Source organism: Brevibacterium sp. 239c (assembly GCF_900169365.1).
Taxonomy (GTDB): domain Bacteria; phylum Actinomycetota; class Actinomycetes; order Actinomycetales; family Brevibacteriaceae; genus Brevibacterium.
In genome coordinates this window covers 114957-136536 of sequence record NZ_FXZH01000009.1, presented here as the reverse complement: position 1 = coordinate 136536, position 21580 = coordinate 114957, and the positions used below count along the sequence as shown (strand labels likewise).

The window sequence follows — 21580 nt, the reverse complement described above, 5'->3', positions numbered from 1 at the left end:
GATCGGAGCATGATGAAATTCGGGTTCGTCGCCGATGGCGTCTTCAAATTCCTGGTGGCGTTTGCCATCATCGCGTTTCTGCCCGCGTTCGAAGGCTTCTTCGATTCGCCGCGGTGGCTGGTGATCGCCGCTGCAGTGCTGCTCTTCCTCAGCGGCGCCACGGAGATCTCCTATGGCGCCCGCAGAGGCGAGAAGAGCTACGTGAAGTACTTGGCGATCTTCGACTCGCTCTGGGTGGTCTCAACCATCATCGCGGTGATCTTTGCCCTCATCGACAACCCCGCGGCAGGCTTCATCTGGTTCGGATTCATCGGGCTCGGCTCGCTGGCCATCGCCATCGTATTCACTACCGGGGCAAATGGTCCCGACTTCGGTGAGGACGAGAGTTCTGACGAGTCTTCAGCATCGAGCGACTGAACACACCTGGCGACTGAACACATTGAGTCCTTGACCGGGACTGATTCTCACCGGTTGAACGCGATGGCGGCGTGATAGCCCTCGGGCAGTCCCGACTCCAGATCGAAGATTTCGATGTCCGGGTGCGGGGAGGCTGGTGAGGCGGCCGCTCCGATGTAGTCCATGCCGGGGTCGCGTGCCAGACCCGTGCTCAGTGCTTTGAGGAAGGCTTCCTTCCGGGCCCACACACGCACGAAATCTGTGGCCAGATCAGAGGTGGCGACCTGCTCGAGTTCGGCTTGCTCCTTCGGGTGCAGCAATGCCATAGCCTCGGCGGCCACAGCGTGTTCAGGCACAGCTTCGAGGTCGACCCCGATGGGATCGTCGGCGACAGCTACGAGGACCAATCGTCTGGCTCGGGTGACGGAGAACTCGCATTCCTCGACTCGCGGTTTGCCGGCCGAATCGAGACGGATTTCGATCTCGGCCGGATCACAGTTCAGGTGTGTGCCGAGGACGTGACGCAGGATGACCCGACCAGCAGCCCAGGTGGCCGCAGCATCGGGTTCGAATTCCGTCGCGTAGTTCATCTCCTGCTTCGTCAGCGAGGAGAGATCGATGCGCGCCCATTCTGCCTCCGCCTCAGTATCGGCGAGGACGATGGTGGAATCGAGCTGGGTGGGCAGAGGTGTGAAGCCGGGGTGAGACTGCATGTATCAGCGGCCCAGAGCCTTTGAGATCTTCTTCAGTTTGCGGTTGAGCACGAAGATGCGCACGGATCCGATGATGCCGGCGATGAAGATGCCGCCTATTGCGGCGAAGAGCATGGCAACGCCCAAGGGCAGCTGGAACTGCCAGCCGAAGTACTGGAAGTCGGCGGGCACATTGTTCTGCAGAATGAAGATGAGCAGGAGCACGACGATGACGGCTCCGAGGATGAGGGAGACCCACATCCCTGCGGACATGCCCGAACCGCCTTTGAGCTGTGCAAGATCGGCGTTCTTACCTGCCGGAGTCGGTTCCTGACGCTGGGCCGGATCGCTCTGCTGCGCCGGTTCGATTCGCTGTGTCGGATCAACCTGCTGAGTTGGTGCGACCTCGCCGGTGTTTCGCGTCTCCGGATCCTCGTTGCCAAGCACGGACTGCGTCTCGGCCAGCAGCTCTTCGGGCGTTTGGGATTCGCCACGTGGGTCTTGAGTACTCATGCGCCCATCATAGTCGCAGATGGGCGCATGAGTGATGTGTATGTGCCTCAGACCTTGGCGCTCAGCGAGGCGATGATCTCATTGAGCGTTGCCGAGGGGCGCATGGCTGCGTCGAGCTTGTCTTCTTCTGGGTAGTAGTAGCCACCCAGATCGACGGGGCCGCCCTGGACCTCGAGGAGTTCGGCCGAGATCTTGTCGGCGTTGGCTTCGAGGGCTTCGGCAACAGGCTTGATGGCCTCGGCCAGTGGTTCATCCGTGGTCTGCTGGGCCAGGTTCTGCGCCCAGTAGAGAGTGAGGAAGAAGTGGCTGCCACGGTTGTCGATCTCGCCGACCTTGCGTGAAGGTGATTTGTTCTCTTCGAGGAACTTGCCGGTCGCCGCATCGAGGGTGTCGCCAAGAACACCGGCACGGGCGTTGCCGTGGACGTTGAACTCGTGGCGGAAGGATTCGGCCAAAGCGAGGAACTCACCGAGGGAATCCCAACGGAGGTGGTTCTCTTCGACCAGCTGCTGGACGTGTTTCGGGGCCGAACCGCCAGCACCGGTCTCGAACAGTCCGCCGCCGGCGATGAGGGGTACTACGGAGAGCATCTTCGCCGAGGTGCCCAGTTCCAGGATCGGGAACAGGTCGGTGTTGTAGTCGCGCAGGACGTTGCCGGTCACCGAGATGGTGTCCTTGCCCTCACGCATGCGATCGATCGAGAACTGAGTCGCCTCGACCGGATTCATGATGCGGATGTCGAGACCTTCGGTGTCATGGTCACCGAGGTAGGCTTCGACCTTCGCCCGCAGGTTGCGGTCATGGGCGCGGGTCTCATCAAGCCAGAACACGGCCGGGGTCTCGGACAGGCGGGCGCGGGTGACGGCCAGCTTGACCCAGTCACGGACCGGGATGTCCTTGGTCTGACAGGCACGCCAGATGTCACCTGCGGCAACCTTGTGCGACAAGATGACTTCGCCAGCGGAGTTGACAACCTCGACGACGCCGTCCTGGGCGATCTCGAAGGTCTTATCGTGGCTGCCGTACTCCTCGGCCTTCTGGGCCATGAGGCCGACGTTGGGAACGGTGCCCATCGTCGTCGGATCGTAGGCACCCTTGGCGCGGCAGTCCTCGATCACGGCCTGGTACACACCGGCGTACGAGGAATCAGGGATGACGGCCAGCGCGTCCTGGGTCGCGTCATCCTTATTCCACATCTTGCCGCCCACGCGGATCATTGCGGGCATCGAAGCATCGACGATGACATCGGAGGGCACGTGCAAGTTGGTGATTCCCTTATCGGAGTTCACCATCGCCAGGGAAGGCCCCTCGGCCATGCCCTTATCGATGCCGGCCTTGACGCCTTCAGCGACATCGGTTGGAAGGGTGTCGAGCCCGCCGAGGATGGCGGCCAGGCCGTTATCGGAGGTCAGTCCCGCCTCGGCGAGGGCAACACCGTATTCGGCGAAGACCTCGGGGAAGAATGCCTCGATGACGTGACCGAAGAGAATCGGGTCGGAGACCTTCATCATGGTGGCCTTGAGGTGCACGGAGAAGAGGACTCCCTCCTCCTTGGCACGTGCGATCTGATCCTTGAGGAACTTGTGGAGCTCGGCCACATCCATCTTGGTGGCGTCGATGACCTCATCGGCAAGGACCGGCAGCGATTCCTTGAGCACAACGGTCTCGCCATCGGCGGGACGCAGGCGGATCTGCAGGGTGTCATCGGCAGGGATGACAACGGACTTCTCATTGTCACGGAAGTCACCCGAGGCCATGGTGACGACGTTGGTCTTGGAATCAGAGGACCATTCGCCCATTGAGTGCGGGTGGGCCTTGGCGAAGTTCTTCACGGCCTGCGGGGCACGGCGGTCGGAGTTGCCCTCACGCAGGACAGGGTTGACGGCTGAACCCTTGACCTTGTCGTAGCGAGTCTTAGCATCGCGCTCTTCATCGGTCGATGGCTCGTCCGGGTAGGCGGGCAGGTCGTAGCCCTGCGACTGGAGCTCGGCGATGGTGGCCTTGAGCTGGGGAACCGAAGCCGAGATGTTGGGCAGCTTGATGATGTTGGCTTCAGGGGTTTTGGCCAGGTCGCCCAGTTCCGCCAGAGAATCTGCGACCTGCTGGTTCTCAGGGAGGAGATCGGTGAACTGCGCCAGCACACGCGCGGCGAGGGAGATGTCGCGGGTCTCCACGTCGACACCCGCCGAGGTGGCGAATGCTTCGATGATCGGCTTGAGCGAGTACGTCGCCAGAAGAGGCGCTTCATCGGTGCGCGTATAAATGATTTTGGCCATGGTGATGGACTACTCCACATCGTCTCGGGGTTTGACCACTCCATCCTACCGTTGACCCTGCAGGGCTCGGCTTCCCGGTAGGGTTCTGTTTCGTCACACTGACAATACGAGAATCATCACGAAGGACAGAGAGGACAACGGTGGCCAAGCTCTATTTCCGTTACGGGGCGATGAATTCCGGAAAGTCGACCGCTCTGCTGCAGGCTGCCTTCAACTACGAGGAGCGCGGCCAGCGCGTTCTGCTGGCCAAACCCCACATCGACACGAAGGGGGCTGGCGAGATCGTTTCCCGCCTCGGCGTCACCCGTGAAGTCGACTTCCTCATCCCCGCGGGCTCCGACGTTGAGACCATCTACCGTGAACACGCTGACTACGTCGATCACGATGCTCTGCTCGAATCCATCGACACACCCAAGGCACGCGTGGCCTGTCTTCTCATCGACGAGGCCCAGTTCCTCGAACCACTCCAGGTCGATTCGCTCATGCGCATCGCCACCAACGCCTCGGTGCCGGTGATGTGCTACGGCATCCGCACCGACTTCCGCACCAAGGCCTTTCCCGGTTCTGGTCGGCTGCTTGAGATTGCTCACACTCTGGAAGAGCTCAAGACGATCTGCCGCTGCGGCCGCAAGGCAATGTTCAACGGCCGCCTCGTCGATGGTCGCTTCATCTTCGACGGCGACCAGGTGGCCATCGACGGCAACGCAGTGACCTATGAGTCACTGTGCCCGCGCTGTTATCTCCAGTTCTCGGAAGGTAGGCTGAGCGCGATTGACTCCTGACCGTCCCACCTCGTCTTCTGCTAGGAGCTTTTATGCGCGTCCGCATCCAACCTCTCAATGACAATCCTGGCTCACCCGTCATCGTCTTCGGCAATGCCCTGGGAACCAGGATGTCCCTGTGGTCGGCGGTGGCCGGACGTCTGGCCGACGACTATCAGATCTACCTCTCGGATCTTCCCGGGCACACCTTTCCGGCTGCCGAGAACAGTGACACCATCACCGAGGCGGGGGCAGGGTTCACGGTCTCCGACCTCGCCACCGGCCTCGTCGAATCTCTGGCCGACGTCGGCGTGGAGAAATTCACCTATGCCGGTGTCTCGATCTCCGGGGCGATCGGCCTGACCCTGGCCCTCGAGCACCCTGAGGTGCTGAACGGGCTCATCGCATGTGCGACCTCGACGAAGTTCGGGACCCCGGAAACCTGGGCCGAGCGCATCAAGGACGTCAAAGAGGACGGTACGCGCGGACTGCTCGATGACACGGCTGACCGCTGGTTCGCGGCCGGGTTCCTCACCGAAGACATTTCCGCCGGGCACCTGATCCTCACAGACCTCGCGCTCATCGACGACGAGGCCTATAGTGCCTGCGCCCAAGCGCTGCAGAGCTACGATCTCAGCGATGGACTTCGCTCCATCACGACGCCGACGCTGTTCCTGGCCGGGTCCCAGGATCCGGGCTGCACGCCCGAAGCCATGGCAGAACTGTCGGCGCAGGTTGCTGAATCCCAGCTCAAGGTCGTCCCCGATGCCGCCCATCTGCCGATGGCTGAACACCCGGACCTCGTCTTCGACCATATCGAGACGTTCTTGAGTAGAGTGTAGATGTAGTCCACAGCATCCGACCTTGCTCAATGAGGAGCGCAGATGACTCAGGAACAGCACTCGCGAACCGACACCTCGACCGAACTGGGCGAACTGTCACCAGGGGAGAGGGCCCCTGGGCTGTCCAAACAGACGGTGCGCATTCGCTGGACCGGATTCCTCCTCGGGCTCATCCTCTCGACCCTCGTCTATGCGATCATGCCCGACGGAGTCGAGCACGGCGCGAAGCTCACGGCCGCCGTCGCCGCGCTCATGGCAGTGTGGTGGATGACCGAGGCTCTGCCGATCGCTGCCACCTCTCTGCTGCCTCTCGTGGCCTTCCCCGTCTTCGGCACCGACGTCGAGATGGAGACGGTGGGCGCGTCCTACGGCAACCCCATCATCTTCTTATTCCTCGGCGGGTTCCTCATCGCCCTGGCCATGCAACGCTGGAACCTGCACCGACGAATCGCCCTCATCACCTTGTCAATCATGGGCAACAAGCCGGGGCCGATGATCGCTGGGTTCATGATCGCGACCGGCTTCATCTCCATGTGGGTATCCAACACCGCGACCGCGGTGATGATGCTGCCTATCGGAATCTCGGTGCTGATGATCGTGAGCAAGGTCGTCGGCGGCGCCATCACCGACGCTGCGGGCTCGGATGACGAAGTGTCAGGGAGAGACGGAGGCGACACCGGACTCGACGCCGTGGTGAAGTCCAACTTCGGCACAGCGCTGATGCTGGGCATCGCGTATTCGGCTTCCATCGGATCGCTCGGCACCATCATCGGCACACCGCCGAACCTCTTCCTCGTCGGCTACCTCAAGGAGAACCACGACATCTCCATCGGCTTCGCCCAGTGGATGATCGTCGGGGTCCCGCTGGCGATCGTCATGATGGTCATCGCGTGGTTCCTCCTCGTCAAGGTGCTGTTCAAGCCCGAAATCGATGAGATCCCAGGCGGCCGCGAACTCATCCGCGACGAGTTGAAGAAGCTCGGCCCGATGTCGACCGGCGAAAAGCTGGTGCTGGGCATGTTCGTCCTCGCCGCGGCCAGCTGGATCTCCCTTCCGCTCATCTTCGATGAACCTCCGATCAGCGATGAAGGCATTGCGATGGTCATCGGCCTCCTTCTCTTCCTCATCCCCGGCGGAGCCAATCGCGGAGTCCGCCTCCTCGACTGGGACACCGCAGAGAAGCTGCCCTGGGGCGTGCTCCTCCTCTTCGGCGGTGGCCTGGCTCTGTCCGCACAGTTCTCGTCCTCAGGACTCACCGAATGGATCGGCAAGTCCACAAGCGGTTTGGGAGTGCTGCCGACGGTCTTCGTCGTCGCGATCTTCGCTGCGATCATTCTGTTCCTCACGGAGCTGACGTCGAACACCGCGACCGCGGCCACCTTCGTTCCCGTCGTCGGTGGGGTGGCGATGGGTCTCGACCTCGACCCGCTGCTGCTGACCATTCCGGTGGCTCTGGCCGCGACCTGTGCCTTCATGCTTCCGGTGGCGACACCGCCCAACGCCGTTGCCTACGGTTCCGGATATGTGACGGTGGCGCAGATGGTCAAGGGCGGCCTGTGGCTCAACGTCATCGGGATCGTCCTCATCACCGCCACTGTGTATCTGCTGGCCGTACCAGTATTCAACATCATGCTCTGATCGACGAGGAAGCTTGGCAGACTGGAGACATGACTCATCTCTTCACACCTATGACATTGCGCGGCACCGAGATCGCCAACCGCATCTGGCTCGCACCGATGTGCCAATACTCCTGCGAGTCCGAAGACGGAATGCCGGACACCTGGCATCTCGTCCACCTGGGTGCGCGCTCCCAGGGCGGGTTCGGGCTCATCCTCACCGAGGCCTCCGCTGTTCTGCCCGAGGGGCGGATCTCACCCCAGGATGCAGGCATCTGGAATGACGATCAGGCAGAAGCATGGTCCTCGATCACCGAGTTCGTCCATTCGCAGGGCAGCAAGATCGGTGTGCAGCTGGCACATGCGGGCCGCAAGGCCAGCACATACCGCCCCTTCGAGGGCAATCCTCGGGGAAGTGTGCCCGAGGCCGAGGGCGGCTGGCCCACACTCGGCGCCAGTGCCATCGCCTACCCCGGGTATGAAGCGCCCCAAGAGATGACGAAGGACGACATCGCCGAGGTGGTCGATGCTTTCGCCGCGGCAGCGACCCGAGCCATCGGCGCTGGGTTCGATGTCGTCGAACTCCATGCCGCCCATGGCTACCTGCTCCACTCGTTCCTGTCTCCGCTGTCGAACGAACGCAGTGATGAGTACGGTGGTGACCTGGCCGGACGATCACGCATGCTGGTCGAGACCTATCAGGCCGTACGCGCAGCCGTGGGGGAGGAGGTGCCCGTATTGGTCCGGCTCTCCGCCAGCGAATGGCGCGAGGGAGGCTTCGACATCGCCGAAGCCGTCGAGGTCTCCCGTGACCTCAACGACCGCGGCGTCGACCTCATCGACGTCTCCTCCGGTGGCAACTTCCCTGTCAAGGTCCCGGTCGGGCCCGGCTACCAAGTTCCGCTGTCGGCAGCGATCCACGCAGAGGGCGTGAGCACAGGCACCGTCGGCCTCATCACCGACCCGGAACAAGCCGAGACGATCCTGGCCTCAGAGCAGGCGGACGCGATCTTCCTGGCTCGGGCAGCATTACGCGAACCAGCCTGGCCGCAGCGAGCAGCCCACGAACTCGGAGTTGAACCCGGGCCGTATCCACCGCAGTACACAAGAGGAGCATGGTGAACCGACAATGACGAAGATCATCGAGACTGAGCACGTCGTCATCCGCAGCATTGCGGTGTCAGACATGGCCAACAACGTCTATCTCATCACCGCAAAGGAATCCGGGGCGCAGGTACTCATCGACGCCGCAGACGATGCCGATGCGATCAAGGACCTCATTGCCTCGGGAGGTGATGACACCTCCGCGGACCCCGTTCTGCGCGCGATCATTACGACACACCAGCACTGGGATCATATTCGGGCACTGGCGGCCACCTCGGCGGCATACCCTGATGCGATGGCCATCGCCGGCAGTGCGGATGCGAAGGCAATCACCGAGGCCGAGGGCGTCGAGATCGCACATGCTGTCGAGCATCTCGACGTCGGAGACTTCGGTGGGTTCGTCCTGCAGGCGATCGGACTGCGTGGGCACACACCCGGCTCGATCGCCCTGCTGCTGCGCGATGGGGGAGAGACCATCCTGTTCTCCGGCGATTCGCTGTTCCCCGGTGGGCCGGGCAAGACCTGGAATCCAGAGGACTTCACCTCACTCATGGATGACTTGGAAGAACGCGTCTTCGCTCAGCTGCCTGATGAGACTCGAGTGCTGCCCGGACATGGTGATGGCACCACGCTGGGCGAAGAGCGTCCGAAACTGGCCGAATGGCGCGAACGCGGCTGGTGATCAGTCGGGACGCCTGATCCGCTGGCTGTTTGCCCAGCTGACTATCAGAACAGCCGATCATCAGATCAGCTGGCTGCCTGATCAGCTGGGCAGAGCAGCGAAGCCGATGCCTGCCCAGATGATGGCACCCACAAGTGCGGCGATGATACCGAAATTCCACGTAATGGTGATGGTGCGTTCGCCGCGTGGGTTCGCCAACTCCTCGTCGCAGAGGCCGGAGTAGCGTTCGAGCACGGTATCGACGGCTGGATTCGGGTTGTCCATCAGCCTGCGGATGCCGTGTTCGTCCTTTTCCATCTTCTTGCCTCTGCCGGCCAACGGCCACGAGGAGTAGACCTTCTGGTGAGTGCGTACGCCTAGTCCGAAATGGATGTCGAACCCGTCGACGAGGTTCCAGGGGATCTGCACGGACTGCATGGGATTGATCAGTGCGATCTCCTTGTGCCCCAGCTCGACACGAGGAAACCGGTAGAGGGCGTAGACAACTGTGATGATGGCGACCGGGATTCCCGCCACAGCCAGGCCTCGTGTTGTGAAGTCTCCGACGATGATTGAGCCCAGGCCGATCACGCAGAGCCCCGCGATGACGATGAAGAGCACCGTGGAGCTCGTAGTCCGCACGATCGTCGGCTGATTGTTCCCTGAATTGCGATCTATCTCACTGTTCACCACCTGAACATCCTATCCACTGAGACTCCGGGTTGTGTGCATGTTCCCTTGATCTCGAAACGGTAACGATTGTGAAATATGCTCAGCATGTGGACTCTGTCACACTGCCGCGTGAATTAACTTTGAGACATTCCATGTGAAAAACATGAACGCGGTCACACTCCCGACCAGGGGGTGCTCGAGCGCAGCACGCCCCGAATTGCGGGCGTGGCTACACGGGCGAAACAGCCTCATGACAACAAGGAGAGAACGTGAAAAAGCGCTTCCTCGCGGCCGGAGCCTCAGTTGCCGCAGCAGCAATGGTGCTCACTGCGTGCACACCCCCCGGCGGCGGAGACAATGAGAAGTCGTCAGAGAAATCGAACCTTAATATTGGCTGGAATGAGTCCTTCCGTTCGATGAATACTCAGTCAGCGAACGGTAATGCTGTCTCGAACGCCATTCTCACCTACATGATGAATGACAACTTCGGGTATTACGACGACAACCTCGAGGTGCAGGACGGTGCGCTTGGCAAGCTCGAGAAGGTCGCTGATGATCCTTTGAAGATCAAGTACACCTTCAATGATGATGCGAAATGGTCTGACGGCACCCCTGTGGACGCCGCCGACCTGGCCCTCACATGGGCAGCCACATCGTCGAACTTCAACACCGTCGATCAGAACAACAACGACGACGGTTCGGTCAAGGAGAATGATGCGAAGACTGTGTACTTCGACTCGGCCTCGATCGGTCCGAAGCTCGTGAAGGACTTCCCTGAGATTTCCGATGACGGCTCTGAAGCTACTTTTGAGTTTTCCAAGCCCTTCGCTGATTGGCAGACCGGCTTTGCCGGAATCGGCCCTAACGGGGTAGGGCTCCCTTCCCACATCGTTGCGAAGAAAGCTTTGGGAATTGACGATCCCGAAAAGGGCAAACAGGCGATACTCAAGGCGATTAAGGACAAGGACACGGAGAAACTTTCCAAGATCTCGAACACTTGGAACACCGGATTTGACTTCACCTCGATGCCCAAAGACGAAGACCTCCTCGTCCACAATGGTCCCTACAAGATGACCAAGTTCGAAGAGGGGCAGCACGTCACACTTGAACTTGACGACAAGTACACCGGCCCAACGAAGCCGAAGGTCGACACCGTCACAGTGCGTTACAACGGTGACCCAATGGCTATGGTTCAAGCAATCGAAAACGGTGAGGTTGACTTTACCCAGCCTCAGGCGACCGCCGATGTTCTGTCTGCAGCCGAAGACATCGACGGCGTCAATGTCGATTCCGCCGACGGTGCGACTTACGAACATGTGGACTTCACCTTCGACAACAAAGGCCCCTTTGACCCGACTGCCAATGGCGGCGACGAAGAGAAGGCGAAGAAGGTGCGTCAGGCGTTCCTCAAGACTCTTCCTCGCCAGGACATCGTCGATAAGATCATTAAACCGCTCAACCCGGATGCAGTAACACGCGACTCCTTCAACCAGGTTCCCGGCTCGCCGATGTATGACGAAATCATCAAGGGCAATGGGATGGAAGACCTCAAAGAGGTGGACCTGAAGGGTGCTAAGAAGCTGCTCAAGGATGCAGGTGTCGATGCTCCCAAGGTGCGCGTGATGTATGACAACACAAACTCTCGCCGTCAGCAGGAGTTCCAGCTCATCAAGGAATCGGCTGAGAAGGCCGGCTTCAAGATCGAAGATGTCGGAGATGTCAACTGGGGTACTCGCCTCGGCGATGGCACTTACGATGTCTCGCTGTTCGGCTGGCAGTCCGAATCGACAGGAATTACTGACTCTGATGCGAACTACCGCACCGGGGCTCAGAACAACTACGGCGGTTACTCGAGCAAGAAGACCGACAAGATTCTTGACAAAATCGTCGGTGCGCCAGAGTCCGAACACGCCAAACTTTCAACAGAGTTGGAAAAGCAGTTGACTACTGACGCATTTGGTGCGCCGCTGTTCCAGCATCCGGAGCTTGTTATCTACCGAGACAAATTGAAGAATGCGAAATCGACCACCGTGTCGCCGACCATCTTCTGGAACTACTGGGAGTGGGAGACCAACTGATCCGCAATTGACGCGGCCGGTCTCCTCCACCCCCATCCGCTGTGGGGATCACTGTGTGGTCCCCACAGCGGCGTTTTCGGAAGATTGAAACGGACACATAATGACAAGATTCATCCTCAGGCGACTTCTCTCGACAGCCCTCGTGCTCCTGGTCGTGACATTCGTCCTCTACCTCCTGCTCAACGTCGCCCTCGACTTCTTCTGGGACCTGCGTTCGAGCACCTCTCCCAACATCGAGGCACTCTACGAGTCCCGTCGCCGACTGCTTGACCTCGACACCCCGGCGATCGTGCGCTACATCAAATGGCTGGCCGGCGTCGGCGGCTGTGTGGTCGGGCAATGTGACTTCGGCATCGCTTGGAAATCCGGCCAAGAGGTCACCTCTCAGCTGCAGGGAGCGATCGCCAACACGGTCAAACTCATCACCGCTTCGACGATCGTGGCCATCGTACTCGGAATCGCCGTCGGCATGGTCTCGGCAATTCGCCAGTACTCGGGCTTCGACTACTTCATCACATTCGTCTCGTTCCTCCTGTACTCGCTGCCCGTGTTCTGGGTGGCAGTCCTGCTCAAGCAGTACGGTGCCATCGAGATCAACAACTTCATCAATGACCCGACAATGAGCAGCTGGATGCCGATCATCCTCGTCTGCATCGGCTTGGGGCTGTTTTGGATGGGTGCCTTGGGCGGCAGCAGAAAGCGCAGGCTCATCACCTTCCTTGCGGCGACCATCATCACCTTCGCGACGATCTACTACATCCTGGCCAGTGGCTGGTTGCAGCAGCCAAGCATCGGCATCGTCGGTGTCGTCATCATCGGCCTCGGTTCTGCCGTCGTCATGACCTTCCTGTCGACGGGATTGAAGAACAAACGTGTCCTCTACGCCACACTGACGATGGCCGCCATCGGAGCACTGCTGTATATGCCGCTGCAGTACCTCTTCTACTACCAGGAGATGAACTGGCTGTGGATGATCGGACTCCTGATCGTCACGGTCGCTGTTGCCATCGGCGTCGGGCTGGCGTTCCGCGGACCTGATCCCTGGGACACAGTGCGAACCACGTTCTTCACCGGCCTCACCATCGCCGTCCTCATCTTCTCCGACCGAGTTCTGCAGGGCTGGGGTGAGTACTCCGACCAGCCCGCGATCAACAACCGCCCGATCGCGACCATCGGTGCATCGACACCGAACCTCGAGGGAGACTTCTGGATCGCAAACCTCGACACGTTCACCCATCTCCTGTTGCCCTCGATCGCACTGATCCTCATCTCCTTCGCTTCGTACACGCGCTATACGCGTGGTTCGATGCTTGAGGTCATGGGACAGGACTACATCCGCACGGCACGGGCCAAGGGCCTCAACGAGCGGACGGTCGTCATGCGCCATGCGCTGCGCAATGCGCTGCTGCCCCTGGCATCGATCATTCCCGTTGACATCATCACGATGATCGGTGGTGCCGTGATCACGGAGACGATCTTCGGGTGGAACGGCATGGGCAAACTCTTCATCGACTCGATGAGACAGTCCGAACTCGACCCGATCATGGCCTATATCCTCATCACCGGCCTGCTCGCCATCATCGCCAACCTCGTCGCGGACTTCCTCTACGCAGTCCTCGACCCCAGAATCAGAGTGAACGCATGAGTACCAACAACGACAAGCAGACTGCTCTCGCCCCTGACGATGTCGGGGACAACGCGATCGAAGCCAAAGAAACAGAAGGTCTGTCTCAGAGTAAGATCGTTTTTCGCAAGTTCCTCCGCCACAAGGGTGCGATGATCAGCATCGGCGTCTTCGCTTTCGTCGCGCTGTTCGCCTTCTCGGCGGTAGGCTTCGGCCCGATCCCGGGGTGGTGGATCTACAACCACACCTCCTCGGGGCAGATCGTCAACGCCGGCGGTGCGCCGACGTGGTCATTCTCAAACTTCTTTTCCTTGGGCGACCATCCCTTCGGGCAGGACGATATCGGTCGTGACAACTTCGCCCGAGTGATGAAAGGGACGCAGATCTCGATCATCGTGATGATCATCATCGGCCTGGTCTGCCTCGTCATCGGCACAATCGTCGGTGCGCTGGCCGGCTACTATCGTGGCTGGATCGATTCGGTGCTGATGCGCGTCACCGACGGATTCATCATTCTCCCGGTCATTGTCATCGGTTCGATCCTCGGCAAGCTGGTCGGAGGCGCGAACGGACCACTGCTCGGTCTAGCGCTCGGCGCCATCCTATGGACCGGCCTGGCACGACTCGTCCGCGGTGACTTCATGTCCCTGCGTGAACGCGAATTCGTCGACTCGGCTCGTGTGGCCGGGGCCAGCGACTTCCGCATCATGTTCAAGCACATGTTGCCCAATGCCATGGGTGTCATCATCGTCAACACAACGCTGGTCATGAGCCAGGCGATCGTGCTCGAAGCTTCGTTGAGCTATCTCGGATTCGGCATCAGTCCACCCGGGATCTCTCTGGGCCAGCTCATCAGCGAATATCAGACGTCCTTCGCTACGCGTCCGTGGCTGTTCTGGTGGCCCGGTCTGTTCATCATCGTCATTGCTCTGTGTGTGAACTTCATCGGCGACGGTCTGCGCGATGCGTTCGACCCGCGGATGAAGACCATTCCGAGCTGGAGGAAGATGAAGAAGGCCGAGCGCATGACACAGAAAGGGACGAAGTGATGACTGAACAGACAAACACAGCCAAATCACCGGTCCTCGAAGTCACAGACCTGGGAGTGAATTTCTGGGTCAACGACGAATGGTGGATGGCGGCCGAAGAGCTCAACTACACCGTCAACGCCGGTGAGGTGCTCGCAATCGTGGGCGAATCAGGTTCCGGTAAATCGCAGTCGAGCATGTCACTGCTCGGTCTGCTGCCCAGCAATGGCCGGGCGACCGGTTCGGCCAAGATGGGCGGCACGGAACTCATCGGCATGCCCCCTGAGAAGATGCAGCAGATTCGCGGAAACGAGATCTCCGTCATCTTCCAGGAGCCCATGACGGCACTCAACCCGGTTTACACAGCAGGGTTCCAGATCGTGGAGACTCTGCGAGTCCACCTCGACGTCGGCCCCACCGAGGCCAAGGAACGCGCTCTCGAACTCATGCGTCTCGTTGAGATCCCGGATCCGGAGGAACGGTTCCATTCGTTCCCCCACCAGCTCTCGGGCGGACAGCGTCAGCGCATCATGATCGCTCAGGCCCTGGCCTGCCAACCGAAGCTACTCATCGCCGATGAGCCGACCACAGCTCTTGACGTCACGGTGCAGGCTGAGATCCTCAAACTGATGCGGGAGCTGAAATCGAAGCTCGACGCCGGCATCATCCTCATCACCCATGACATGGGTGTTGTTGCCGATATGGCCGACCGTATGATCGTGATGAAGGCAGGACGGGTCGTCGAATCGGGCAATGCGGAGGAGATCTTCTACAACCCTCAGCACCCGTACACGAAGCAACTCCTCGAAGCAGTGCCCCACCTCGGAACGGGCATCGAAGGGGAGGCCTTCGGCGCCGACCTCGCCGATGTCGAAGACTCTGCAGTCGTCCACGAATTGGAGGCCGCCCACGGTACGGCCGACGATATAACCACAGGTGGCAACAACGACGGTGCTCATCCGCCGAAGGTGACCCCCAGTCCCTTCGTGACCGAAGGCGGCTCCGACCGAGTCTCGGGTCTGGCTGAAGCAGCAGAAGCGGCCAGCGCTCCGAAGCACGACCACGACATCGAGATGGACTCCACGGAGACCTACTACCATCCGGGGTCGCAGGCCGACTTCTCGAAGGCTTCGGCTCTGCAGCTGCGCGATGCCGCGATCGAGTACCCGGCGATCGGACGGAAGAAGGCGTTCCGTGCAGCACACCACATCAACCTGATGATCGCTCCGGGCGAGGTCGTGGGGCTGGTCGGTGAATCCGGTTCGGGCAAGACGACGATCGGCCGCGCTGCACTGGGTCTCCTGCCCACTGTCGAAGGCGATATGGTCGTCAACGGCAAGAGCATCAAGGGCCTGAGCAACAAACAGCTGCGGCCGTTGCGCAGGGAAGTCGGGATCGTCTTTCAGGATCCGGGCTCCTCGCTCAACCCACGCCTGCCTGTGGGGGAGTCCATCGGCGAACCTCTGTTCCTCCACGAAGGGATGAAGGGTCCGGCGCTGAGCAAGAGCGTCGAGGAGCTGCTCACCGCTGTCGAGCTGCCCACATCGATGCGCAACCGCTACCCGCACGAACTCTCGGGCGGTCAGCGACAGCGGATCGGCATCGCCCGGGCACTGACACTGCGGCCGAAGCTGCTCATCGCCGATGAGCCGACCTCGGCGCTCGACGTCTCCGTCCAGGCGAAGGTCCTCGACCTGTTCGAAGGACTGCAGCAGGAATATGGGTTCGCGTGTCTGTTCATCAGCCACGACCTGGCTGTCGTCGAACGCATCGCCTCGCGCATCGCAGTGATGCGTCACGGATATCTGGTGGAGATCGGGAAGAGCTCGCAGGTTGTCGCCAACCCGGTTCATCCCTATACCCAGCGGCTGCTGTCGGCGGTCCCGGTCCCGGATCCGCGCGAACAGCGCAAACGTCGTGAAGCCAGGGACGCTGTTCTGGAGGCCACAGCCAACGCCTGAACTCAGTTCGACCAATGCCAGCTCTCAGGTCTGCGCAGCGGGACGAAGCGAACGCATGTTGGTCGCAGTGGACGAGTCAGATCCGTTTCCGAACGGACTCTCACTCGCCCGCTGCGACCACCAAATGCATTCATGTTTGCATTCCCCGTGTGCTTTTTGAACACCACCTGTCATTTCCGGTAAGTGTGTGGCCGTATAATGGTCTGTTGGGTCCGCACCGGACCAATCTCTCTAGCTCATAAGGTTTTTGATGACTGAAGCCATCACGCGTCGGGAAAACCGCCGCAACGTTGCAATTGTCGCCCACGTCGACCACGGCAAGACCACTCTGGTTGACGCCATGCTCCGCCAGACCGGTGTGTTCAGCGAACACGGTGATTTTGCTGAACGCGTCATGGACTCCGGCGACCTCGAACGCGAGAAGGGCATCACCATTCTCGCGAAGAACACCTCGGTTCTCTACAACGGACCGTCAGCTGGTGACGATCCCATCGTCATCAATGTCATCGACACGCCAGGACACGCCGACTTCGGTGGAGAGGTCGAGCGCGGCCTGTCTATGGTCGACGGAGTCGTCCTCCTCGTCGACGCATCAGAGGGCCCTCTGCCTCAGACCCGCTTCGTGCTGCGCAAGGCGCTGGCTGCGAAGCTGCCGGTCATTCTCCTGATCAACAAGACCGACCGTGCCGATGCTCGCATCGACGGAGTCGTCGAAGAGGCTCAGGACCTGCTCCTCGGCCTGGCCTCCGACCTCGCGGACGAAGTCCCCGATCTCGACGTCGACTCGGTTCTCAACGTGCCTACCGTCTTCGCTGCAGCCAAGGTCGGCGCTGCCTCCCTCGAACAGCCTGCCGATGGTGAAGCCCCGTCCAACGCGGACCTGGAGCCACTGTTCAAGACGATCCTGGAGACCATTCCGGCTCCGGAGATCAACGATGACGACATCCTCCAGGCGCACGTGACTAACCTTGACGCTTCGCCGTTCCTCGGCCGTCTTGCACTGCTGCGCATCTTCGGCGGCACCCTGCGCAAGGGCCAGCAGGTCGCCTGGGCTCGTGGCGATGACATCAGCTCGGTCAAGATCACCGAACTCCTGGAAACTCAGGGCCTCGACCGGGTTCCGGCCACCGAGGCGTCTGCCGGCGACATCGTTGCTGTGGCAGGCATCCCCGACATCATGATCGGTGACACGCTCACCGACATCAACAACCCGAAGCCCATGCCTGCGATCATCATCGACGATCCTGCGATCTCGATGACCGTCGGCATCAACACCTCGCCACTGGCGGGTCGCGAAAAGGGCACCAAGGTCACCGCACGTATGGTCAAGGATCGCCTTGATTCCGAACTCGTGGGTAACGTCTCGCTCAAGGTTCTTCCCACCGAGCGTCCTGACGCCTGGGAAGTCCAGGGACGTGGCGAGCTCGCACTGGCCATTCTGGTCGAGCAGATGCGTCGTGAGGGCTTCGAACTCACCGTCGGCAAACCGCAGGTTGTCACCAAAAAGGTTGACGGCAAGGTCCATGAGCCCTTCGAAGAGCTCCAGATCGACGTACCTGAGGACTACCTCGGCGCGGTGACTCAGCTCCTGGCCAGCCGCAAGGGTGTCATGTCGACCATGACGAACCACGGCACCGGTTGGGTCCGAATGGAATTCACCGTTCCCGCACGCGGGCTCATCGGCTTCCGTACCCGCTTCCTCACCGAGACCCGCGGTACCGGTATCGCCAACTCGTTCTCGGCCGGTTACGGCCCCTGGGCCGGCAATATCGAGTTCCGCACCAACGGATCTCTCGTCGCTGACCGTCCCGGTTCTGTGACGCCGTACGCGATGATCAACCTGCAGGAACGTGGCAGCTTCTTCGTGCAACCCACCTCGGAGGTCTACACCGGCCAGATCGTCGGCGAGAACTCCCGCGCCGACGACATGGACGTCAACATCACGAAGGAGAAGAAGCTGACGAACATGCGTTCGGCCTCGGCGGACTCCTTCGAGAACCTCGTTCCGCCGCGCAAGCTGACACTCGAAGAAAGCCTCGAATTCGCCCGTGAGGACGAATGTGTCGAGGTCACTCCGGGGGCAGTGCGCATCCGCAAGCTTGAGCTCGACCCGAAGGAACGTGCGAAGACCTACGCCAAGCTGCGTAAGCAGAACGCGTGAGTTCCACCAACCCAGCATGACCACGAGCACTCAGGACCACATGACTGTCGTACCCCGCATCCTCTTCGTGCATGCTCATCCCGACGATGAGACGATCACAACCGGAGGCACGATCGCTGCACTTGTCGGCGAGGGGGCGCGGGTCACGGTCCTGAGTGCCACACGTGGTGAGGACGGCGAGGTCATCCCCGCCGACCTCAAAGGTCTTGAAGGAGATCGGGCCGGGCTCGCCCACGTCCGGGAAGCAGAGATCGCCGAGGCGATGGCTGCCCTGGGCGTGCGCGAGCACCTGTTCTTGGGCGGCAGTGCCCACATCTTCGAAGACTCAGGGATGGAATGGGGCGCCGACGGTCACGCCGTCGCCGCCTCGACCATGCCGGCCAGTGCTCTCTGTGCGGCCGAACTTCCGACTGTAGCCAGCTATATCGCTGCCGTCATCGACGAAGTTCGCCCGCATGCGGTCATCACCTATGCCTCCAACGGAGGCTACGGCCACCCCGACCATGTGCGCGTCCATGAGGCTACCGTCGCCGCTGTCGATATCTCTTCCTGGAAGATCGGACGACTGCTGTTCGTCGACGTCCCCGCTGAAGCAGCTCGGGAAACCTTCGACTCGAATCAGCCCGGATTCGCCGAAACCGGCTTCTCACCGGCCCAGACGATCCCCACCAAACCACCTGTGGGTGAGATCGTCATCGCCCAGGACATTTCCTCGGCACTCAACGCCAAACGCGCGGCCTTGGCCGCCCACCGCACCCAGGTGAGCGTCTCGGGCTCCTTCTTCGCCCTGTCGAATAGCATCGGCATGAAGATCATCGATCACGAGTACTACTCCATCGGAGCAGGAACCCCCATCTCAGATGAACGGCTGCAATCGGGGCCCGCACCTCATGTGCTCAGCGACCTCGACATCGACGGCTGCGAGGCACAGACGACGGGTGTTGCCGCCACGGGTGGTGTCGGTGCCGCCAAGCCGCTGCGCCGCCGACTTCGGGAGCCGAAGAAACCCGGCTTCTTCGCCTATGCCCACGCGGTGGTCCTCGCTGTGCTCATCGGCTTCCTCGGTGCGATGCAGCACCTCAACGCCAGCGTCTTCGACGTGGCCGGCGCCACCGTCATCGTGCCCTGGGGCGTGGCCCTGGCCCTGCTCCTGGCTGCCTGCGGTCTCTGGCACCTCAAGACCATGTACCTGAGTTCCTCACCGATGCTGATCGCCGCATTCGTCATCGTCATCCTCTCCTATGTCTTCGGCCAGCCGTCATGGCTGCCTGGCGCGGACATCATCGTGACCGGCACACTGCGCTCAGCAGCGTGGCTGATCGGTCCGATGCTCATCGCCGCGATCCTCGCGTTCCTCAAGGTGCGGCGCCCCGAAGCAGCCCGTTAGAATCGGGAGAACTATGCCGACTCAGACTCTGTCCCACTCCTCTCCGAACCCCGGCGGTCGCCCGCAGGGTGCTGCAAAGACTCCGAAGCGCAGACCCTGGCTGATTGCCGTCATCATCATTCTCGCCCTCGCCGCCCTCTATCTGGTGCTCGGTTTCCTCACCGGACGAGTCCTCTCACCCGGGACGACCGTGGCCGGTGTCGACATAGGCGGTCAGTCCACTACGTCTGCCGAGGCGACTCTGCGCGGCGAACTGGGAGACAAAGCGGGGGAGGAGATTGAGCTCAAGGCCGGAAAGCCCACCGCCGCCCTCGACCCTAAGAAAGCCGGAGTCAGCTTCGACATGCCGGGGACCATCGGGCGGGCCACCGGATTCACACTCAACCCGACCATCATCTGGGACCGACTCTTCGGGGATGACGAAATAGAACCCGTCATCAGCATCGACGAAAAGACCTTTGAGGACGCCACCGGAAAGGTGACGAAATCCCTCGAACTCGAACCCGTCGACGCCGAGCTCAGCTATGTGAAGTCCAAGCCGGAGGTCAAAGACGGCTCCAACGGTCAGAGCGTCGATACCTCACAAGTGCGCACGGCGATCGAGGAGTCGTGGCTGCGCACCGAAGATCCGCTGCCCGTGACAGCCACCGACGTCGAACCCGATATCACCACCGCCGAGGCGAAGGACGTTGCCGACGGATTCGCTAAGGACGCTGTGAGCAAGGAACTCACCGTCCACGCGAAACCTGCGAAGGACTCCGACTCCGATGTCGATGCCGGCGATCTCACAGTCAGCCCGTCAACGGTAGCGAAGACCCTGACCTTTGAACCGAAGGACTCGAAGCTGGTCCCGGTCTTCGCCGAAGAGGACCTGCAGAAGCGTGTCCTGGCGGCCAATAAGGACGTGGGCAAGCCCGCCAAAGACGCAAGCTTCACGATCAAGGGCGGTAAGCCGAAGGTCGTTGAATCCGAAACAGGAATCGGCATCAAGAAGGATGAGCTCACGAAGGCTGTCACCGATGCCATCAAGGGTGAGACCGATAAGCCAACAGTCACACTCGCCTCGGTGAAGCCGGACTTCACCACGAAGGATGCGAAGAAGGCGAATGTCTCAGACGTGATGTCCGAGTTCTCAACCGGATATTCTTCGGAACCCAACCGCGACACCAACCTCAAGGTCGCCACGAAGAAGGTCTCCGGCACAGTGGTGCAGCCCGGAGAACAGTTCTCCCTCAACGAAGCCATCGGACAGCGCACAGCGGCCAACGGATACAAAGCCGCAGGCGTCATCTCAGATGGCCGGATGAAGGAAGACTTCGGCGGGGGAGTCTCCCAGGTGTCGACGACACTGTTCAACGCCGCCTTCTTCGCCGGTTTCGACCTGGACGAACACCAGGCTCATTCGCGCTATATCTCCCGCTACCCGGAAGGCCGGGAATCCACGCTGGACTGGTCGTCGATCGACATGAAGTTCACGAACACATCGAAACAGCCGATCGTTCTCGACATGTACCTATCCGGCGGAGAGGTACATGCGAAGGTATTCGGCGATAAGAAGCTCAAGGTGGACTCAGACTCCTCCGAGAGGTACAACTACAGTTCGCCAGGCTCCGTGACCGATTCGGGTCCCGAATGCACGCCACAGTCACCCAAGCAGGGCTGGTCGATCAAGATCACCCGGACGATGAAGGACATCGTATCCGGTAAGACGACGAAGGACTCATTCGTCACCGTCTATCGACCGGTCAATAAGGTCGAGTGCAAGGACTGACCCGCCTACTACGCGGTCTCGACTACGAGGTTGACCC

17 protein-coding genes are annotated in these 21580 nt (G+C 60.8%); 13 read left to right on the top strand and 4 right to left on the bottom strand.

The window, feature by feature from the left end; all coding sequences use genetic code 11:
- Positions 1 to 9 precede the first annotated feature (9 nt).
- The gene (locus tag BSP239C_RS10475; protein ID WP_101572568.1) at positions 10 to 417 is read left to right on the top strand and encodes a hypothetical protein; all 408 of its coding nucleotides are present in this window, start codon (positions 10 to 12) and stop codon (positions 415 to 417) included.
- Between the two features lie 47 nt (positions 418 to 464).
- Here the strand turns inward: BSP239C_RS10475 and BSP239C_RS10470 are convergent, their stop codons facing one another.
- The 3 genes from BSP239C_RS10470 to BSP239C_RS10460 are packed head-to-tail and all read right to left on the bottom strand — an operon-like array spanning position 465 to position 3877.
- Entirely contained in the window at positions 465 to 1109 is a 645-nt protein-coding gene (locus BSP239C_RS10470) for a 4'-phosphopantetheinyl transferase superfamily protein (protein ID WP_101572565.1), read from the bottom strand.
- A gap of 3 nt (positions 1110 to 1112) precedes the next feature.
- Positions 1113 to 1601, bottom strand: coding sequence for a lipopolysaccharide assembly LapA domain-containing protein (locus BSP239C_RS10465; RefSeq protein WP_101572563.1), 489 nt, complete (start codon positions 1599 to 1601; stop codon positions 1113 to 1115).
- 47 nt (positions 1602 to 1648) lie between these two features.
- Complete coding sequence (locus BSP239C_RS10460; RefSeq protein WP_101572561.1) at positions 1649 to 3877, bottom strand: NADP-dependent isocitrate dehydrogenase; 2229 nt, start codon at positions 3875 to 3877, stop codon at positions 1649 to 1651.
- A gap of 140 nt (positions 3878 to 4017) precedes the next feature.
- On the opposite strand from BSP239C_RS10460, the gene BSP239C_RS10455 reads away from it, so the two are divergent.
- Genes BSP239C_RS10455 through BSP239C_RS10435 form a run of 5 tightly spaced genes read left to right on the top strand, consistent with a single transcriptional unit; the run spans position 4018 to position 8882 of the window.
- On the top strand, positions 4018 to 4659 hold the full coding sequence (locus BSP239C_RS10455) for a thymidine kinase (protein ID WP_101572559.1): 642 nt from the start codon (positions 4018 to 4020) through the stop codon (positions 4657 to 4659).
- Positions 4660 to 4691: 32 nt separating this feature from the next.
- Entirely contained in the window at positions 4692 to 5480 is a 789-nt protein-coding gene (locus BSP239C_RS10450; RefSeq protein ID WP_101572557.1) for an alpha/beta fold hydrolase, read from the top strand.
- 42 nt (positions 5481 to 5522) lie between these two features.
- Positions 5523 to 7118: a DASS family sodium-coupled anion symporter gene (locus BSP239C_RS10445; RefSeq protein ID WP_101572556.1), complete on the top strand. Its 1596-nt coding sequence runs from the start codon at positions 5523 to 5525 to the stop codon at positions 7116 to 7118.
- 29 nt (positions 7119 to 7147) lie between these two features.
- Entirely contained in the window at positions 7148 to 8218 is a 1071-nt protein-coding gene (locus BSP239C_RS10440) for an NADH:flavin oxidoreductase/NADH oxidase (protein ID WP_101572554.1), read from the top strand.
- A 7-nt stretch (positions 8219 to 8225) separates the two neighbouring features.
- On the top strand, positions 8226 to 8882 hold the full coding sequence (locus BSP239C_RS10435; RefSeq protein ID WP_101572552.1) for an MBL fold metallo-hydrolase: 657 nt from the start codon (positions 8226 to 8228) through the stop codon (positions 8880 to 8882).
- 81 nt (positions 8883 to 8963) lie between these two features.
- Here the strand turns inward: BSP239C_RS10435 and BSP239C_RS10430 are convergent, their stop codons facing one another.
- Positions 8964 to 9551, bottom strand: a complete 588-nt coding sequence (locus tag BSP239C_RS10430) for a hypothetical protein (protein ID WP_257930167.1) — start codon at positions 9549 to 9551, stop codon at positions 8964 to 8966.
- A gap of 251 nt (positions 9552 to 9802) precedes the next feature.
- Here BSP239C_RS10430 and BSP239C_RS10425 point away from each other — a divergent pair, with 251 nt between their 5' ends.
- The 7 genes from BSP239C_RS10425 to BSP239C_RS10395 all read left to right on the top strand — a co-directional run bounded on the left by BSP239C_RS10425 (position 9803) and on the right by BSP239C_RS10395 (position 21543).
- Positions 9803 to 11611, top strand: a complete 1809-nt coding sequence (locus BSP239C_RS10425) for an ABC transporter family substrate-binding protein (RefSeq protein WP_101572550.1) — start codon at positions 9803 to 9805, stop codon at positions 11609 to 11611.
- Between the two features lie 100 nt (positions 11612 to 11711).
- Entirely contained in the window at positions 11712 to 13256 is a 1545-nt protein-coding gene (locus BSP239C_RS10420) for an ABC transporter permease (protein WP_101572548.1), read from the top strand.
- Complete coding sequence (locus tag BSP239C_RS10415) at positions 13253 to 14284, top strand: ABC transporter permease (RefSeq protein ID WP_101572546.1); 1032 nt, start codon at positions 13253 to 13255, stop codon at positions 14282 to 14284. Before BSP239C_RS10420 ends, BSP239C_RS10415 begins: the two co-directional genes overlap by 4 nt.
- Positions 14284 to 16224 carry an ABC transporter ATP-binding protein gene (locus BSP239C_RS10410; protein ID WP_101572544.1) on the top strand — a complete coding sequence of 647 codons (1941 nt, stop codon included), beginning with the start codon at positions 14284 to 14286 and terminating at the stop codon, positions 16222 to 16224. Before BSP239C_RS10415 ends, BSP239C_RS10410 begins: the two co-directional genes overlap by 1 nt.
- 250 nt (positions 16225 to 16474) lie before the next feature.
- Positions 16475 to 18385: a translational GTPase TypA gene (typA, locus tag BSP239C_RS10405; protein ID WP_101572542.1), complete on the top strand. Its 1911-nt coding sequence runs from the start codon at positions 16475 to 16477 to the stop codon at positions 18383 to 18385.
- Between the two features lie 40 nt (positions 18386 to 18425).
- Positions 18426 to 19772 carry a PIG-L family deacetylase gene (locus tag BSP239C_RS10400; protein WP_101572540.1) on the top strand — a complete coding sequence of 449 codons (1347 nt, stop codon included), beginning with the start codon at positions 18426 to 18428 and terminating at the stop codon, positions 19770 to 19772.
- Positions 19773 to 19785: 13 nt separating this feature from the next.
- Complete coding sequence (locus tag BSP239C_RS10395; protein ID WP_101572538.1) at positions 19786 to 21543, top strand: VanW family protein; 1758 nt, start codon at positions 19786 to 19788, stop codon at positions 21541 to 21543.
- Positions 21544 to 21580: the final 37 nt, after the last annotated feature.

Excerpts from the sequence above, each read along its gene's own strand:
- BSP239C_RS10435 (WP_101572552.1), top strand. The coding sequence starts at position 8,226 with ATGACGAAGATCATCGAGACTGAGCACGTCGTCATCCGCAGCATTGCG.
- BSP239C_RS10470 (WP_101572565.1), bottom strand. The coding sequence starts at position 1,109 with ATGCAGTCTCACCCCGGCTTCACACCTCTGCCCACCCAGCTCGATTCC.
- BSP239C_RS10465 (WP_101572563.1), bottom strand. The coding sequence starts at position 1,601 with ATGAGTACTCAAGACCCACGTGGCGAATCCCAAACGCCCGAAGAGCTG.
- BSP239C_RS10450 (WP_101572557.1), top strand. The coding sequence starts at position 4,692 with ATGCGCGTCCGCATCCAACCTCTCAATGACAATCCTGGCTCACCCGTC.
- BSP239C_RS10475 (WP_101572568.1), top strand. The coding sequence starts at position 10 with ATGATGAAATTCGGGTTCGTCGCCGATGGCGTCTTCAAATTCCTGGTG.
- BSP239C_RS10415 (WP_101572546.1), top strand. The coding sequence starts at position 13,253 with ATGAGTACCAACAACGACAAGCAGACTGCTCTCGCCCCTGACGATGTC.
- BSP239C_RS10460 (WP_101572561.1), bottom strand. The coding sequence starts at position 3,877 with ATGGCCAAAATCATTTATACGCGCACCGATGAAGCGCCTCTTCTGGCG.
- BSP239C_RS10420 (WP_101572548.1), top strand. The coding sequence starts at position 11,712 with ATGACAAGATTCATCCTCAGGCGACTTCTCTCGACAGCCCTCGTGCTC.
- BSP239C_RS10440 (WP_101572554.1), top strand. The coding sequence starts at position 7,148 with ATGACTCATCTCTTCACACCTATGACATTGCGCGGCACCGAGATCGCC.
- typA (WP_101572542.1), top strand. The coding sequence starts at position 16,475 with ATGACTGAAGCCATCACGCGTCGGGAAAACCGCCGCAACGTTGCAATT.
- BSP239C_RS10410 (WP_101572544.1), top strand. The coding sequence starts at position 14,284 with ATGACTGAACAGACAAACACAGCCAAATCACCGGTCCTCGAAGTCACA.
- BSP239C_RS10400 (WP_101572540.1), top strand. The coding sequence starts at position 18,426 with ATGACTGTCGTACCCCGCATCCTCTTCGTGCATGCTCATCCCGACGAT.
- BSP239C_RS10395 (WP_101572538.1), top strand. The coding sequence starts at position 19,786 with ATGCCGACTCAGACTCTGTCCCACTCCTCTCCGAACCCCGGCGGTCGC.
- BSP239C_RS10445 (WP_101572556.1), top strand. The coding sequence starts at position 5,523 with ATGACTCAGGAACAGCACTCGCGAACCGACACCTCGACCGAACTGGGC.